Genomic DNA, 16,164 nt, shown 5'->3' with positions numbered 1-16,164 from the left:
AAAGTCGTGGGAAAAGAGACATCTATCTATCGCCTCCCGATACGCTCGGAGCAGGATGCTTAAAAAGAATGTCTATCGAAATCGACGTCTCGTTTCGCGTAGTTGGTCAGCGCTATTGAACAATCAGTTCGCCGCCACTCGCTCCGCGGACATTGATATAGATCAACACGAGGCTGCTGGCCTGGGTGTTCTGCCGTGGGCCGAGCTTGAGGAGGTCTGAAAGAACTGGACTTTCTTCAATCGGATTTGCGACCGCGTTCGGACTATCGAAGCTCCCCGCGAGGATGGCCTCCGACGTGGAAGCCCAAACCGCCGGCGCGATCGGCGGGATGCACGGCAAGACCGACCCGATCAACGCCATAGCACCACACCGACGGGAGCTGCTGCCGGTACAACTGGCGCAGCCGCGGAGTAACGACGTGGAGTAGCATGGCCGCGAGGTTTATCGCCGAAAGCAAGCCCTTCGAGCGGAGTACGGCGACGACAAGTTGAGGGAAGCCGGTCACATCATGACTGGTCGAAACCGAGCATGATAGCTTCTACCGCCATTCCGGCATGCCTGTGAGCCGCAGACCTAGGGTCCCCATCCTCGACGACGATTCCCATATGAGCTGACAGCTCGCCGAATGGTTCTGCAGCGAAACCAGCGGCTTCAAAGTGCACGGCTCTATTGATCCAGGTCAGCCCGGCCCGTCGTTTTTGACCGATGCTGGCAAATCATCGCGTACACGAAACTCTGGGGAGTGTGCCATGTTAGCTTTGGAAGTCATGCGCACGTCTTTCGCGACGATCAAGCCGGGCGCGCCATTGCTCGACGCCGTTCGTTTATTGCTGGAAACCGGCCAGCGCGGCTTGCCTGTGCTCGATGGCTCAAGGGAGCTGGTCGGTGTGATCTCCGAAGGCGACTTCCTTCACCGTCGCGAACTGGGCGTGCATTGGCCAGAGGGCTTTTGGCTCGAATGGCTGCTGAGTAGAGAGGAGGGGCGGCTGGTCCGCGAGCGGACCCGGGCCCTGAGCGTTGACGCTGTGATGAGTCGCAAGCCCGTTTGCGTCGACGAATGTGCGACTGTGGACGAGATCGTTGCCGAAATGGACAAGCACCAGATATCGCAAGTCATCGTTCTCCGGGATACGCGGGTCGTCGGCATGGTTGGCCGCCTGCAGCTGATCACAGCGCTTGAGCGAATACTTGCGCGATCCGAGGGCGATTGATGCGGAAGCTGCGGCGGCCAGCTGTGAAGTGTGCGATTGCGCGCTTCCTAGTCGGGCACGGCGCTGGCCAGCAAGGAGCCGGCGTGGCCCGACCCGGTTCCGCCTCCCTTGGGCGCCGCGCTCACCCATGCCGCCACCCTGATGTTTGGCCCCGTCAACACCGATGTCCTGCCGACCTTCGTGCTCTTTCACTGATGATTGCGCCCGTCCTCTGGGGAATATTGCAGTTTCCTGGTGCCGACAGTATCGCGGCCTGGATCGGCAAACGAAGCCGCCAACATCCGAAACTGCTGTAGACGGTGCGGACCGGGTTCCGTCGGTCGCATCTAGACCGCTCGGCTATGCCGGGCCGTGGCGCGACCAAGGTGAGCGTCGAACGCCGAGGCGACGCATCGGACCAGGAACTCCGCATCATCGTTGATCAGGAGCCGGTCACCTCTCATCGTCACCGCGCCGTCCGCGATCAGCCTGTCGAGCCGGAAACCATCAACGACGGCCGAACCAGGATCCCAGCGGTGCCGGCGGCACATTCCCGGCAGATCGACGGCCATGTCGCACATGATGCGCTCGATGATGTCGGCTCGGAAACGGTCCTCCGCCGTCAGCATGTAGCCCTTGACGGTAGCAAGCCGGTCCTCGGCAATGCGTGCAAGATAGTCGCGTGTCGCAACTGCGTTCTGCACGAAGCCCTGCGGCATGCGGCCGATTGCGCTGGCGCCGAGGCCTATCAGGGTCTCGGCAGAATCGTCCGTGTAGCCCTGGAAGTTACGCCGCAGCCGCCCCTCGCGCTTTGCGATGGTCAGATTGTCGTCGGGGAGCGCGAAATGGTCGAGGCCGATGCGGATGTATCCGGCGTCGGTCAGCGCTTGCGCGACTGCCTCGGACTGACGATGCCGCTCGAGGCTATCCGGCAGCGACGCCCCGTCGATCATGCGCTGGTGCTTCTTGAAGGAGGGAATATGGGCGTATCCGAACACGGAAAACCGGTCGGGCCGCAGCGCGACGCATGTGTCGACGGTATCCAGGCAGGAAGCGACAGTCTGAGCGGGCAGGCCGTAGAGTAGGTCGAAGTTGATGCGGCCGACGCCGGCACGGCGCAGCCGCTCGACCGCTTCCGCGGTCTGCTCAAGGCTCTGCGACCGATTGATGGCGTGCTGGACGACAGGATCGAAGCTCTGGACGCCAAGGCTCGCGCGGTTGACGCCGCTGTAGCCCAATGCTTCCGCCATCGGCTCGGTCAGGGTGCGTGGATCGATCTCGACGGCGATCTCGGCGTCGGGCTGCACGAAAAACGAGTAGCGGAGCGCGCTGACGAGGTCGGCAAAAGTTTCGGGCGTCATGATGGTCGGGGTGCCGCCACCGAAATGGATGTGGGAGACGGGCAATCGCCCACCGACCGCGTCGGCAACGAGATGCGCTTCGGTGCGAAGGCCGGCGGCGTAAATGGCGACCGGTTCGTCTCGCCTGGTGATGGAGGTGTGGCACCCGCAGTACCAGCACATCGACCGGCAAAACGGAACATGCAGGTAGATCGAGGTCGGCCGCCGAGTTGGAATCGACCTGAGCCATGTCCGGTAATCAGCCTCGCCGACCGCCGCGGAAAAATGCGGAGCCGTGGGGTAGCTCGTGTAGCGCGGCAGTTTGTCCTGCCCATAGGTGATCGCCAGATTCGACCGCATCCTATTCCTTGCCTCTCACTTGCGGCCAATTATCGGAGCCTGGCTCGCCCTTCGCTTACGCCGCCATGATCCGGTTCGACACCGCGCGGTTGCGCAGTTCCACCCGACGCGAGGTCGGAAGGGAGATCACGCCGTTCTGCTCGAGCTGGGTAAAGGTGCGTGACACCGTTTCGATCGTCAGCCCGAGATAGTCGGCGATATCCTGCCGCGACATCGGAAGCTCGATCGCCGCATTCTTGACGGCGCGGTGGGCCATATCGTGGAGGAAGCCGACGACACGATCTTCGGCGCTGCAGATCAGCAGCATCAGATGCTCCTGCAAGCGACGCAGTTCCTGGGCCGTAGCATCCCAGAGTTGGCGTGCCAGATCCTTTTCGTGTGTCGCACGGACCATGAGCGCGTCGCGCTTGACCACGATGACCCGCGTCTCGGAGACGGCCTCGGCCGAGGAGATATGGGTTTCGCCGGCCTCGAAGCCGAAAATATCCCCGGGCAGATAGAATGCGCCGATCTGGCGACGTCCGTCTTCCAGAATCTTGTAGGTTCGGACCGCGCCGGAAACGACCTGATAGAGGTATTCCGCGGCCTCGTCCTCGCCGTAAATTTCGCTGTTGCGGGCGAACCGCATCGGTGTCCCAATCATGCCGAAGGGCCCTTCAACGCGCGCCTGCCGGCTGAGGATGCTGGTCGGGTGACGGCTGTTCTCGAGGGAAATGGCGTTCTGGGTCTGCATGGCGACGCTCCATGGATGGGAAGATCGATGGAGCCAGATTGATCGCATCTTCTGGATCGGGAAATTTGGATATTTCCCCTAAGTAGAAGCCACTTACGTATCTATACGTAGGTGTCGGACAACGAGCCTCCCGCCGCGCCAGGGGTCGCTCGGCGCGTTGGTCGAGAGGCGAGGCTAGCTCCCGTTCTTGTCGGGATAGGCAGCGCGTGTGCTGGCTCCATTCCCGTCCTGTTCCCGAAGCCAGCGCGTCGTGCTGCGATCGGTCACGGCGAGCACGAGCGCAAAGATCGCGAAGATGAGACAGACGGCTGTGACGACAAGCAGTGTACTGATTGCCATGTTGGACCCCTCGATCTGATCTAGCCGGCCGCCTTGATGTCTTCCGGCGATTCGACGTAGTAGCCCGAATAGCCGTCGACGAAGCAGAGATGATCGCGGACTTCCCTGACGCCCGAGGTGTTTTCAGCGAGGACGATCGCGGCCTGGCGAGCTCGTTCATCGAAGATCAGGCCGTGCAGATGCACGGCGCCGTTGCGTACCCAGACCTGGAAGCCGGCCGGCCGCCAGCCGGTGGCGTTGATTTCGCGCAGGATCCGTTCACGGATATGGCTGTCGTCGGCGGTCGGATCGGGAACTTCGCGCGCCAGCGATGCGACGGCCTGCAGGATGTCCGCCCGGGTGACGATTCCGACCATGGTCTTGCCCTTCACAACCGGCACCCGCTTCACGCCGTGCTTGTGCATCAGATGCACGATCTCGTCGAGCGGCGCTTGCTCATCGACGGTGATCGGGGTCGTGGTCATGACGTCCTCAACCTTGCGGCCGCGCTCGTGCACGAAATCGGTCGCGGCACGACCCACGTCGGTGAACAGTTCCAGCCATGCCGAGCGCTTGTGTCCCGTGCCGATCTCGCCGCGTTCCAGGAAATCTCCCTCGGACACCATGCCCCTGAGCGTGCCGTCTTCGTCCATTACCGGCAGACCGCTGAGGTGGCATCGCAGCATGATATTGGCAGCATCCAGAATCTTGGTGTGCGGACTGACGGCGATGATATGCTTGGTCATGACCTGATGCGCGCGCATGCTGGACCTCCGTGTTGAAGCTTGAACAATGGGGCTTTGTGCGTTCCGCGCATTGACCTGGCTCAACGGTCCGCTTGGCCTTGCTCGAGGGATTTCAAGAACAGAATGAAGTCGCCCACCTGGTCCGGCTCGAAGCTGAACTGGGGCATGGTCGGATGGCCGGTGACGATTCCCTCCGCCAGTGATTCCTGCAGCATCTCGACCGGATAACGTTCGTGCAATGTCCGGAACGGAGGTGCTATCCTCAGCGGGCTCGGGCTCACCCGGTCGATTGCATGGCAGCGGGCGCAGTAGAGCTGTGCAAGGCGACGGCCTTGTTCCTGGTCCGCGGCGGCTGGAGCCAGCGCGGCGCAGATCGTACCGATGATGACGAAGCCACAGGCCACATGGCTCCGAAATGTCCTGGCGGGATGCTTCACAGTGCGGCTCGCGCTTAGTGAGACATCAGGACCGGAACGGTCATCGCGCGCAGCATGTCGCGCGTCACGCCGCCGAGCAGGGTTTCCTGCAGGCGGGAGTGGCCGTATCCGCCCATCACCAGAAGGTCGAGGCTCTCATCCGCCGCGATCGACAGCAGGATCGACTGAACCTCGGACTTGGACGCCGGCAACGACGTGATCTTGGCCGGAAGTCCTTCCTTTGCAAGGCAGCGCACCAAGTGCTCGCTGGAGCTTTCTGAGGGGATCGGATCGGCGCCATCGATGGTGATGACGGTGAGAGCATCGGCTGCGCGCAGCAGCGGCATTGCGTCGTGCAGGGCGCGGGCGGCAAGCCGGCTGCCATCCCAGCAGATCCCGATACGCTTCGCCGAGAACGCGCCGTGGAATGTATAGGGCATGAACAGAACAGGACCCCCGGCTTGGAACAAGAGCTCGCGCGGGATCACGTTGTCGTAGCTGTTGTATTCGCCCAGCGGCTGCACCACCACGGTCAGGTCATGCAGTCGCGCGTTCGCGCAGATCATCTCGCGAGCATCGATGGGGAGCGCACCCACGGCGCGGCTCGCGTAGGATATCCCCGCATTCCGTGCCTCGATATCGAAGACGCGCAGCGCAACCTCGGCGCGTTCGAGGGCCTGCTCATGTTCAGCCTCGAACAGGGAGGCGACCGCCGCGCCGCCTTCAACGACGAGCGGTACGCTGGCGGTCTCGTAGCCGATCGCCATTGCGTCGAGATGCGCGCCGGTGCCGAGCGCGAGCGAAACCGATCCGTCGACCGCGGGACGTGGCGATAACTCCGTCGGAATGTGGACCAGGATGTTCTTGAACATGGGCCGTTCTCCAAAGGGGTGGAAGAGCAAGTGCTATCAAAGCACGGGTCGAGGTGAACAAATTTGATCTGCCTCATGCGCGGTCGTGGATTCTGATTGAGCGAGATCAATTCATCGAGCGTGTACTTCGCGCAAATGTTGTACCCAGCTTGGAGGAGCCGACATGGCGCGCGTCGCATTGGTTACGGGTGGAAGCAGGGGAATTGGCGCCGCGATTTCGCGTGCCCTCGCTGCCGCCGGATGCCGGGTTGCGGCCTGCTATGCTGGAAATGCGGGAGCCGCGTGGTCGTTTCAGGATCAGACGGGAATTCCCGTATTCCAGTGGGATGTCGCGAACTTTCAGGCCTGTGCAGCCGGCGTCCGCGAGGTGGAGGCGGCGCTGGGCCCGATCGACATCCTGGTCAACAACGCCGGTATCGTGCGCGACGCCACACTGCATCGAATGACCAAGCTGCAATGGGACGCGGTCATCCGGACCGATCTCGATTCGCTGTTCAACATGTGCCGCCCCCTCATCGAGGGCATGCGGGCCCGCAGGTTCGGGCGGATCATCAACGTCTCGTCCATCAACGGGCAGAAGGGCCAGATCGACCAGACGAACTATGCCGCGGCGAAGGCCGCCGAGCTCGGCTTCACCCGTGCATTGGCGCTCGAAAGCGCGCGGTTCGGTATCACGGTCAATGCGATCTGCCCGGGTTACATCAATACTGAGATGCTGGCGGCGGTGCCGGCCGATGTCATGCAGAACTCGATTCTGCCGCAGATCCCGGTCGGGCGGTTGGGGCAGCCGGAAGAGATTGCCCGTGCCGTCGCGTTTCTTGCAGCCGACGAAGCAGGGTTCATCACCGGATCGACGCTGTCGATCAATGGCGGCCAACACATGTGTTGAATAGGAGAGATGACAATGCTCGCCACCGATGTGATGCGCAGTTCGTTCGCGACGATCAAGCCGACTGCCACCGTGCTCGATGCCGTCGAGCTGCTGCTTGAGACCGATCAGCGCGGCCTGCCGGTGATCGACGACGCCGGCGACCTCGTCGGCATGGTTTCGGAGGGGGATTTCCTTCACCGCGATGAGCTTGACATCAGCCCGCCGTCAGGAAACTGGCTGGAGTCTCTGCTTGGCATTGCGGAGAATACACCTGAACGCGAACGCATGCGCACGCTGCAGGTCGGCTCGCTCATGAGTGGCTCGCCGATCACCGTCGATGTCGAGGCATCGATCGAGGACGTCGTCGCGCAGATGGATGTCTACAATGTCGCTCAGATTCCGGTGCTCGGCGCCGGAACCGTCGTTGGTATTGTCAGTCGCAGGGAGCTGCTTGCGGCATTGGCGCGCCGATTGAGAGAGCCAGAGAAAGAAAGCACCGGAGTTGCTTCATGAGCGAGATGACCCTGCAGTCACATGCGCACGCTGTCGTTTGGATCGATCACCTTGTTGCGAAGGTTTTCGGCATCGGGTTGACAGGCGTCAGCGCGACGGCCGTCCATGCGCATTTGGCGTCGCAGCATCTGCATCACAAGACGAATACGATCGGCGATGGCCGCGTCCAGGCCGACGCGACATTCCTTGCCCGGGTAGGGGAGGCCGTGAGCGGTTGCAGCGATTTGCTCGTCATCGGTCCGGGTGTCGAGAAGGTTGAGCTGATGCAATATCTCACGGCGGAACGGCCCGACCTCAACCTGCATGTTGAGCCGAGCGATCATCCGACGGACGGCGAGATCGTGGCGCTGGGCCGGAAGCGGTTCCACCTCGGCTAGGCAGAAGAGATCTGGCGTCGGAGCAGCTGCCAGACGGAGAGACAGATTGCGCCCGAGCCCATCCCGCTCGAGCAAGGAGGCGAGCGATGACAGTCCAAGCGGTTCTCGACCAACCCACATCTCCCGCTAACGACGATGTGACGAGTGCCAGAACGGCCGCTTTAGCGCCGTCTGAAAGCGAGCCATTGACGGGTGGCGAATCGATCGACCAACTGGTTCATGCGGCGATGGCGCGATGGACCGGCGGACTTTCACCGGCCAGTCTCGCGCTCGCTTTCGCCGACTGGCAACTCCATCTTGCGGCGTCACCCGGTAAACGGCTTCAGCTGGCACTGAACGCAGTTGCTGAGGGCTCGCGCTTCGCGCGCATGGTGTCGACGCCGCATGCTGCCTGGCAGCCCTGGTTCATGGTCAAGCCAGAGCCGGGTGACAAGCGTTTTGCCGGCCAGGATTGGACATTGCCGGCCTTTAACGTCTTGGCGCAAGCATTCCTGCTGGGAGAGCAATGGTGGCATTCGGCGACCAGCGGCCTGCGCGGCGTCTCGAAAGGAAATGCGGCAATTGTGGATTTCACTGTCCGCCAATGCCTCGATGTGGTGGCGCCGTCCAACTTTGCGTTCAGCAATCCCGGGGTGCTGCGGAGGGCGATGGATTCGGGTGGTGGAAACTTCGTGTCGGGCTGGCACAATTGGCTGGAAGACTGCAGGGACCTGCTGAGCGGCAAGCCCTACGGGCCCCCGCCTTTCGTGGTCGGCAAGGATGTAGCCACGACCAAGGGTAAGGTCGTCTACCGCAATGAGCTGATCGAGCTCATTCAATACGCCCCCGCGACCACCGACGTCTGCCCGGAGCCGGTGCTCATCGTGCCGGCCTGGATCATGAAATATTACGTTCTTGATCTTTCGCCCGAGAACTCGCTGGTGCGCTTCCTGGTCGAGCGCGGCTTCACCGTATTCATGATCTCATGGCGAAATCCGGGGCCAGCCGATCGCGATCTTGGTCTCGAGGACTATCGCAAGCTTGGGGTCGACGCGGCCATCGACGTCATCAATCAGCTCGCCCCTGAACGCGCGATCCATGCGGCGGGCTACTGCCTCGGTGGCACCCTGCTAGCGATTGCCGCGGCCCGATTGCAAAGGCAGCGGCCTGATAGCCTCCGGTCGGTGACGCTGCTGGCGGCCCAGGTCGATTTTACCGATGCAGGCGAGCTTACGCTCTTCATCAATGAAAGCCAGATTGCGTTCCTGGAGGACATGATGCGGCAGCGCGGCGTGCTTGAGACGGCGCAGATGGCCGGTGCGTTCCAGTTGCTGCGGTCGAACGACATGATCTGGTCGCGCTTGGTCCGCGACTATCTCATGGGCGATCGCGCCGCACCGAGTGACCTGATGTCATGGAACGCGGACGCGACCCGCATGCCCTACCGGATGCATTCGGACTATCTGCGCAAGCTTTTTCTCAACAACGACCTTGCCGAGGGCCGCTATCTGGCGGACGGGCAGCCGATGGCACTTTCCGACCTTTGCGCTCCTATGCTTGTGGTGGGCACGGTCCGTGATCACGTCGCGCCCTGGCGGTCTGTTCACAAGATTCACTTGCTCGCGGATGCCGATATCACCTTCGTGCTGGCGAGCGGCGGCCACAACGCCGGCATCGTCGCTCCGCCGTCGGAGGACGGGCGCAGCTATCAGTTGTTGGAGAAGAAGGCGGATCAACCCTATGTCGGGCCCGATGAATGGCTGCGGAAAGCGGTGAATCGCGACGGATCCTGGTGGCTGGAGTGGGTTCGCTTTCTTACCGCGAGCTCGGGAGTCTGGGAGCCGGCGAAGACGTCGCTTCATGCGCCCCGGGGCGCGCCGCCGCTGGAGGATGCGCCCGGACAGTATGTCCTGCAGCATTGAGCCGCCGGTATAGGCACCTAGGCAGTTTGATTTGCCGCAACTGCTTCCGTGGCGCCGGCCCTAGAGTAACTGCCGCACCAGCGGGATCGAGGATCGAGCTACGCCCCCTGCCTGGCGAGTTTCGAACAATGTTGGACCTGTAAGAGAGAGCCATGAGCGTCATCCTTCGCATCCTCTTCGTCCTCGTGGGATCTATCACCGCGCTGTTCGTGGCGCGGGATTCCCTGAACTTTGACATCATTCAGACATTCGCGGCCATTCTGCTCGTTGCCGCATTTTTGCTGGTCGGAAGCTTCTGGAGCCTGTGGCGGAAGACGTGAGTGCCATAGACCTCATAGGACTGAGCGAGGCCGAAGCTGCTAACCGGCTTCGGGTCGAAGGTTACAATGAGCTTCCGAGCCCTGAGCGGCGCACTCCCGTACGTATCGTGCTGGAGGTGCTGCGCGAGCCGATGCTCGCGCTCCTGCTGTGCGGCGGACTGATCTATCTCCTGCTTGGTGATTTCCAGGAGGCGCTGCTGCTCCTTGGCTTTGGCGCCATGTCGATCGTGATCACGATCGTGCAGGAGACACGAACCGAACGCGTGTTGGAAGCCTTGCGCGACCTGACCAGTCCGCGAGCCCTCGTGATGCGGGATGGGATACGTCGGCGTATCGCCGGCCGGGACGTCGTCCGAGGCGACCTCATTATCCTTGGCGACGGTGATCGCGTGCCAGCCGACGCTGTGCTCCTCGACGGTCACGATCTGCAGGTCGATGAGTCCCTGCTAACAGGCGAGTCTGTACCCGTTCGGAAGCAGGTGGTTGAGACGGACGCCGTGGCTGAGCATCGGCCGGGCGGCGACGATCAGCCGTTCGTGTATTCCGGCTCGCTCGTCGTGCGGGGCGAGGGCACCGCCCGGGTCACGGCCACCGGGCAGCAAAGCGAGATCGGAAAGATCGGAGTGTCGTTGGGTGCGCTGCAGGCGGAGCCGCCGCGGCTTCAACAGCAGACAGCGAGGCTGGTGCGGCTTTGCTTCTTCGGCGGCGCTGCGGTCAGCATCGTTGCCGTGCTGCTTTACGGGATGTTGCGCGGAGACTGGCTACAGGCGTTGCTCGGCGGCGTCGCAATCGGCATGTCCATGCTGCCGGAGGAATTTGGTGTGGTGCTCACCGTGTTCATGGCCATGGGCGCGTGGCGCATTTCGAAAGTCCGCGTGCTGACGCGCCGGGCGGCCGCAATCGAGACGTTGGGCTCCGCCACCGTCTTATGCACCGACAAGACCGGTACTCTGACGCTGAATGAAATGTCGGTTGTAGAATTGCGGTTGCTCGATGGTGCATGCATGCGCCCCAAGTCTACGAATCCGGGTTGTGTACGGCCCGAATTCTCGAAGATGCTACGCTACGGTGTCCTTGCCAGTTCGTCTCAGCCATTGGATCCAATGGAGCGGGCGTTGCACGCCCTTGCCGGCGACGCCCGGAAGGAAAATAGCGGACCGGATGCTCACCGGCAGCTGGTACGAACTTACGGACTCCGGCCCGAACTCCTGGCCATGACCCAGGTCTGGCGGTCATCCCTTGCGGAGGAATGCGTTGTTGCAGCTAAGGGAGCGCCTGAGGCGATCGCGCGTCTCTGCGGGTTGAGTCGTGCAGATCAAGAATCGATGAGAAATGCCGTCGGCCTGATGGCGGAGCAAGGGCTCCGTGTGCTCGGGGTTGCGGCGGCCGTGTTTAAAGGCGGCCAGCTTCCTTGCTCGCAAGAAGCCTTCGCATTCCGCTTCCTCGGACTGGTGGGATTCGCCGATCCGCTTCGCTCCAACGTGCCCGGTGCGGTGCGTGAATGCCGCTCAGCGGGAATTCGCGTCACAATGATCACAGGCGATTATCCGGCAACCGCGACCGCAATTGCGAAGCAGGCGGGACTGGATGTCCATGAGGTGATCACGGGGGATCAGATCAGGCTTATGAATGACGTGCAGCTTGCGGAGCACGTCAGGCGTGTGAACGTGTTTGCGCGCGTATTGCCCGAGCAGAAGCTCCGCATCGTGCAGGCGTTGAAGCAGAACGGCGAGATCGTTGCGATGACCGGCGATGGCGTCAACGACGCTCCATCCCTGAAGGCGGCCCACATCGGCATTGCGATGGGCGGGCGTGGAACGGATGTCGCGCGCGAGGCGTCCTCCATCGTGCTGCTTGACGACGATTTCAGCGCGATCATCTCGGCCATCCGCCTGGGTCGACGCATCTACGACAATCTGCGAAAGGCGATGGCTTTTATCTTCGCTGTCCACGTTCCAATCGCAGGGCTTGCCCTGCTTCCCCTGGTTTTCGGATTACCTTTGATTCTCGGCCCCGTTCATATCGCATTTCTGGAGCTGATCATCGATCCCGTGTGCTCACTCGTGTTCGAGGCCGAGCGCGAGGAGCGCGACATCATGGCTCGCCCACCCAGGCGGACCGACAGCGCTCTGTTTACTTGGGCGCTGGTTGGCTGGAGCCTTCTTCAAGGTGCCTTGATTTTTGCACTTGTCGCAATCCCGTTCGTCATCGCACTTCGTATTGGCATGCCTGCAGATGAAGCGAGAGCCTTGGCCTTCTTCGCCCTCATCGGATCGATCGTCGGTCTTGTCCTGGTCAATCGATCGTTCAGTGCCTCATTCCTGTCGGCTTTCTTGCGGCCAAATCCAGCGCTGGCCGCGATCCTGCTTTCAGTCGCAGGCGCTCTCGCGACCGCGCTGCTCTGGCCTCCAGCATCTACCCTGTTCCGGTTCGGTCCTCTGCATCCGGACGATCTGATGATCGCGCTCGGACCGGGAGTGGCGATGCTGGTAATCCTTGAACTGCTCAAGCCACTCTGGGGGCGGTGGCTGAGATCCTAGCCGATGGAGACATCGAACTGCACCTGAAAGGTGACGGCTGGTGTACTTACCTCACAAGGAACACGTCGGCAGCGGCGTTCCACGACGTCGAAGGTCGGCTCCAAAGAACCGACCTTCGAGGACTGGCAGGCATCAAGATCAGACGGACAACTCGCGTTCTAGCGCACTTTGGCGTTTCGGTTGGTGAAGGTCATCAGCAGCAACGACAGGCCAGAGGCTGCCGCCACGAACGCCGCGGTCCATCTGAGCGTGGAGACGGCAAAGGCCGCGTCAAGCCGCCAGCCTGTCGTCGCCGGCTCGGTCGACGCAAGCGGAACCAGATCCGGGAAGTACCAGTTGCAAAACAGAGCAAGCACAACCGCGAGGATCGCACTAGCGACAAAGAGAAAGGTCAATCGCTGTTTCATGGAAGTCCTCCTTTCGGCGCGAGGATGTTGCCAGACCCGATAGCATCGACCAATTCAGGAGTTTCCCTTAGGCGACTTACCGCTCTCCCTGTCCGTTGAATTCGCCAGCAGGCGAGAGAATACAACGTTCAAGCGTAGCCGAGGGCGTGCCGGAAGCGTCCACAACATCCCAATCGATCGTTCCGGTTTCAATGTTGTCCTGAACCAAGACCACGTCTGGCGTCGCGTCCGACGCGTCGTGTCGTCGTGATGCTACGCGATGCAGCCGAGCGGCGCGATCGGCGGTCAGGAAGATGCCGCGGAACTCAGCCTTCGCGTTGCGGGCGACGACTTCAGCGGCATGTCGCTCCGCCGGCTTGAGAAATGCCGCATCGAGTATGACAGAAACCCCTTGAGCTAATGTACGCACGGCGTGTCCGAACATGGCCCGATAGACGCGATCGGATGCTTCGGCGGTGTACGTCGTGGCGGGCAAGGTCGTATGCTCGCTCACGTCGTGGAGTTGCTTGCGAATGACGTCCGATCGCAGAACCAGGGCGCCTGGCGCTGGTGCGATCAGATGTGCCATGTCCCGCGCCAGCACGCTCTTGCCGGTGCCGGACTTCCCGCCAATTGCGAGGAGGCTGGGAAGCTCCGGTGCAATGAGCTTGACTGCCGCGTCGAAGTATCTCTCCGCAGCCCTCGCAATTGTTGGGTCGTGCCGGTGTTGCTGCCGCTTGGTGAGGAGTACGTTGGCCCGGATCGCGGCACGAATTGAGAGAAACAGCGGTAACACGGCAAGTGCCGTCGATTGGGCAGCCCATGCCGCCTGCATATAGCTGTTGAACAGTCTGTTGGCGGCAGCGCGCTGCCCAAACGCCAAGAGATCCATAAGGGGGAATGCAAGGTCGTAGAGGACGTCCGTTGTCGCTATCTCAGGGTCAAATTCGATTGCGTCGAACAAGACGGGCCTGCCATGGATCATAACGATATTGCCGAGGTGGGCGTCGCCGTGGCAGCGTCGGACTTGTCCCGCTGCTGCACGTGACTGCAAGAGCTCGCGATGCCGCTCCAGCTCGCAGTGGCTCAACCGATGCAACTTGTCGATGCTGTCGCGGGGAAAGTCTGCCGAGCCGCGGAACTGCTCAGTGTTGCGGTCGATGATGATCGGAAGCGATGCGAGCCAATTCGATCCATCGCTGCTGGCGGCGGCCTCATGTGAATCCAGCAGAACGGCCGCCAGGCTCTCACCAAGCTCTGGCCCGAAAGCATTTTGCGCGGCCAGGTGATCGAGCGTCTTACTTTCGTCAAAGCGAGCCATTTCGACGGCCCATTCGACAACCTGTCCGGTCCCTCCGATCACGAAGCCATCGCGCTCGCGTGTGATCGACACCACCCCGCGATAGATCGAGGGGGCGTGGCGCTTGTTGATGGCAATCTCGTCCTCGCAAGCACGCCGCCGCTTCTCCAACGTCGAGAAGTCGAGATATGGCAGCTTGACCGCTCGTTTGATCTTCAGGACGCGCGAAGGCCCAAGAAAGACGATCGAACAATGGGTGTCGATCCGTTGGACCGGCGCGTTTGGTTCGCCGGATCCAGCTAGGAACGACAATACAGCCGCCTGGCCGGCGTCGCCAGTGGCATCGTCGGTTGATGATGTCGGCGTCATCGTGGTTCCAGAACAGCCGCGCCGACGAGCTTGCCGTCGCGCAGGCGCGCGAGCGCTTCGTTCGCCCGGTCAAGGGGGAAGACGCTGACGTGGGTCCGGATTCCGACCCTCGCCGCCGCCTTGAGAAAGTCGACGCCATCCTGTCGCGTCAGGTTGGCGACGGAGACGATCTGCCGTTCACCCCAGAGGATGTCGTAAGGAAAGCTCGGAATATCCGACATGTGGATGCCGGCGCAGACCACGCGTCCGCCCTTGCGCAGGGCGCGCAAGGCAAGCGGGATCAGTGGGCCTACGGGCGCATAGATGATTGCGGCGTCGAGCTGCTCCGGCGGCGGGTCCTCGGAGGCTCCGGTCCAGCATGCGCCGAGCGACAATGCCAGATGCTGGGCCTCGGTGTCGCCCGCACGGGTGAACGCATAGACATCCCGCGTTTGCCAGCGTGCGACCTGCGCGACGATATGTCCCGCCGCGCCAAAACCGTAAATGCCGAGTTTGCGACCGTCGCCGGCCATCACCAGGGAGCGCCAGCCGATCAAGCCAGCGCACAGCAGGGGTGCAAGCTCGGCGTCGTCGCCGTCCTCGCCGAGCGGAAAGCAGTAACGCGCATCCGCCACCAGATGGGTCGCAAAGCCGCCGTCCCGCGTATAGCCGGTGAACAGGGGAACGTCGCAGAGGTTTTCCTTGCCCTCCCGGCAGTAGGGACAATGCCCGCAGGTCGAGCCGAGCCAGGGGACGCCGACGCGTGTGCCGAGATGCGCATGGCCTACGCCGTCGCCAATTGCGTCGATACGGCCAACCACCTCGTGGCCGGGTACGATTGGATAGGCGATGTTTGGCAGCTCTCCATCGACGACATGGAGGTCGGTGCGGCAGACGCCGCAGGCGCTGATGTTGACCCGGACCTCACCTGGGCCAGGTATTGGGTCCGGTCGTTCCACATATTGCAGCTGCGCGCCACGCGCAGGCAGGACCATGGCATGCATGACGGAACTCGCTCAGGGGTCTGTGACCTTCCTTTGATCACGTGACATTGGCCTTGTTTTGATCCCGGTCAACGCCCGTTGGGTGTTCCGGATTAGCTTTGCCTCGCGAGCCGAGACTTAAAAGCCAAGACCCAAACAGGAGCCACCGATGATCAAGGACATGATTCCCGTTGGAACCCAGCGCGCCGTGGCGCGGCGGGAAGCCAATCCATTCACGTTTCTGCAGCAGGAAATCGACCGGCTGTTCGATGGATTCGGTCGCAATTTTCCGCCCTTCGCAACGCCTGCGGCGATGATGCCGCGCATGGACGTCAGCGAGACCGACAAGACCATCGAGATTTGCGCCGAACTGCCCGGTCTCGAGACCAAGGACGTTCAACTCAACCTTGCCGACAACACGCTCACGATCCGCGGCGAGAAGAAGAGCGAGCGCGAAGAGCAAGACAAAGACTATCACCTGATCGAGCGCAGCTTCGGCGCGTTCTCGCGGTCCGTTGCATTGCCCGAGGGCGTCAAGGCCGAAGACGTCAGCGCCGAAATCGCCAAGGGCCTGCTCAAGGTCACCGTCAAGAAGCCGGCTCCCAAGCAGAGCAAGCAGATCGACATCAAGACGGCCGCGTAACCGTCT

General features: G+C 62.0%; 18 protein-coding genes. 8 read left to right on the top strand and 10 right to left on the bottom strand.

Going from position 1 to position 16,164, the window contains the following annotated elements:
* Nucleotides 1–112: 112 nt before the first annotated feature.
* Entirely contained in the window at nucleotides 113–361 is a 249-nt protein-coding gene (locus QA635_RS30615) for a hypothetical protein (protein WP_283063277.1), read from the bottom strand.
* Between the two features lie 389 nt (nucleotides 362–750).
* Here QA635_RS30615 and QA635_RS30610 point away from each other — a divergent pair, with 389 nt between their 5' ends.
* Nucleotides 751–1,212 (top strand): CBS domain-containing protein, encoded by a 462-nt coding sequence (locus tag QA635_RS30610; protein WP_283063274.1) that lies wholly within the window; start codon nucleotides 751–753, stop codon nucleotides 1,210–1,212.
* A 326-nt stretch (nucleotides 1,213–1,538) separates the two neighbouring features.
* Here the strand turns inward: QA635_RS30610 and hemN are convergent, their stop codons facing one another.
* The 6 genes from hemN to QA635_RS30580 form a co-directional block, all read right to left on the bottom strand.
* Entirely contained in the window at nucleotides 1,539–2,891 is a 1,353-nt protein-coding gene (hemN, locus tag QA635_RS30605; protein ID WP_283063273.1) for an oxygen-independent coproporphyrinogen III oxidase, read from the bottom strand.
* A gap of 55 nt (nucleotides 2,892–2,946) precedes the next feature.
* The gene (locus QA635_RS30600) at nucleotides 2,947–3,624 is read right to left on the bottom strand and encodes a helix-turn-helix domain-containing protein (RefSeq protein ID WP_283063271.1); all 678 of its coding nucleotides are present in this window, start codon (nucleotides 3,622–3,624) and stop codon (nucleotides 2,947–2,949) included.
* A 174-nt stretch (nucleotides 3,625–3,798) separates the two neighbouring features.
* Nucleotides 3,799–3,963, bottom strand: a complete 165-nt coding sequence (locus QA635_RS30595; RefSeq protein WP_212059568.1) for a hypothetical protein — start codon at nucleotides 3,961–3,963, stop codon at nucleotides 3,799–3,801.
* Between the two features lie 20 nt (nucleotides 3,964–3,983).
* A complete protein-coding gene (locus tag QA635_RS30590) occupies nucleotides 3,984–4,706 on the bottom strand; it encodes a CBS domain-containing protein (protein WP_283063269.1) in 723 nt (240 codons plus the stop codon).
* A gap of 62 nt (nucleotides 4,707–4,768) precedes the next feature.
* The gene (locus QA635_RS30585) at nucleotides 4,769–5,092 is read right to left on the bottom strand and encodes a c-type cytochrome (RefSeq protein WP_425249211.1); all 324 of its coding nucleotides are present in this window, start codon (nucleotides 5,090–5,092) and stop codon (nucleotides 4,769–4,771) included.
* A 47-nt stretch (nucleotides 5,093–5,139) separates the two neighbouring features.
* Nucleotides 5,140–5,976: a universal stress protein gene (locus QA635_RS30580; RefSeq protein ID WP_283063266.1), complete on the bottom strand. Its 837-nt coding sequence runs from the start codon at nucleotides 5,974–5,976 to the stop codon at nucleotides 5,140–5,142.
* A gap of 163 nt (nucleotides 5,977–6,139) precedes the next feature.
* Here QA635_RS30580 and phbB point away from each other — a divergent pair, with 163 nt between their 5' ends.
* The 6 genes from phbB (at nucleotide 6,140) to QA635_RS30550 (ending at nucleotide 12,498) form a co-directional block, all read left to right on the top strand.
* Nucleotides 6,140–6,865 (top strand): acetoacetyl-CoA reductase, encoded by a 726-nt coding sequence (phbB, locus tag QA635_RS30575; protein ID WP_283063264.1) that lies wholly within the window; start codon nucleotides 6,140–6,142, stop codon nucleotides 6,863–6,865.
* 15 nt (nucleotides 6,866–6,880) lie between these two features.
* Complete coding sequence (locus QA635_RS30570) at nucleotides 6,881–7,360, top strand: CBS domain-containing protein (RefSeq protein WP_244435918.1); 480 nt, start codon at nucleotides 6,881–6,883, stop codon at nucleotides 7,358–7,360.
* Nucleotides 7,357–7,737 (top strand): hypothetical protein, encoded by a 381-nt coding sequence (locus QA635_RS30565; RefSeq protein ID WP_283063260.1) that lies wholly within the window; start codon nucleotides 7,357–7,359, stop codon nucleotides 7,735–7,737. Before QA635_RS30570 ends, QA635_RS30565 begins: the two co-directional genes overlap by 4 nt.
* 86 nt (nucleotides 7,738–7,823) lie before the next feature.
* The gene (locus tag QA635_RS30560; RefSeq protein WP_283063259.1) at nucleotides 7,824–9,638 is read left to right on the top strand and encodes a PHA/PHB synthase family protein; all 1,815 of its coding nucleotides are present in this window, start codon (nucleotides 7,824–7,826) and stop codon (nucleotides 9,636–9,638) included.
* Nucleotides 9,639–9,790: 152 nt separating this feature from the next.
* Nucleotides 9,791–9,958, top strand: a complete 168-nt coding sequence (locus QA635_RS30555; RefSeq protein ID WP_283063257.1) for a hypothetical protein — start codon at nucleotides 9,791–9,793, stop codon at nucleotides 9,956–9,958.
* A complete protein-coding gene (locus QA635_RS30550; protein WP_283063255.1) occupies nucleotides 9,955–12,498 on the top strand; it encodes a cation-translocating P-type ATPase in 2,544 nt (847 codons plus the stop codon). Before QA635_RS30555 ends, QA635_RS30550 begins: the two co-directional genes overlap by 4 nt.
* Before the next feature lie 158 nt (nucleotides 12,499–12,656).
* Here the strand turns inward: QA635_RS30550 and QA635_RS30545 are convergent, their stop codons facing one another.
* The 3 genes from QA635_RS30545 to QA635_RS30535 all read right to left on the bottom strand — a co-directional run bounded on the left by QA635_RS30545 (nucleotide 12,657) and on the right by QA635_RS30535 (nucleotide 15,536).
* Nucleotides 12,657–12,905, bottom strand: coding sequence for a hypothetical protein (locus QA635_RS30545; RefSeq protein ID WP_212059549.1), 249 nt, complete (start codon nucleotides 12,903–12,905; stop codon nucleotides 12,657–12,659).
* A 76-nt stretch (nucleotides 12,906–12,981) separates the two neighbouring features.
* Complete coding sequence (locus QA635_RS30540) at nucleotides 12,982–14,553, bottom strand: bifunctional aminoglycoside phosphotransferase/ATP-binding protein (protein WP_283063253.1); 1,572 nt, start codon at nucleotides 14,551–14,553, stop codon at nucleotides 12,982–12,984.
* Entirely contained in the window at nucleotides 14,550–15,536 is a 987-nt protein-coding gene (locus QA635_RS30535) for a zinc-dependent alcohol dehydrogenase family protein (RefSeq protein WP_283063251.1), read from the bottom strand. The genes QA635_RS30540 and QA635_RS30535 overlap by 4 nt, the downstream gene beginning before the upstream one ends.
* Before the next feature lie 148 nt (nucleotides 15,537–15,684).
* Here QA635_RS30535 and QA635_RS30530 point away from each other — a divergent pair, with 148 nt between their 5' ends.
* Nucleotides 15,685–16,158, top strand: a complete 474-nt coding sequence (locus QA635_RS30530) for an Hsp20/alpha crystallin family protein (protein ID WP_212059543.1) — start codon at nucleotides 15,685–15,687, stop codon at nucleotides 16,156–16,158.
* The last annotated feature ends 6 nt before the right edge of the window (nucleotides 16,159–16,164 follow it).

The organism is Bradyrhizobium brasilense (assembly GCF_029714345.1).
In the GTDB taxonomy this organism is placed as follows: Bacteria; Pseudomonadota; Alphaproteobacteria; order Rhizobiales; family Xanthobacteraceae; genus Bradyrhizobium; species Bradyrhizobium australafricanum.
This window is presented reverse-complemented; position numbering and strand designations above follow the sequence as displayed.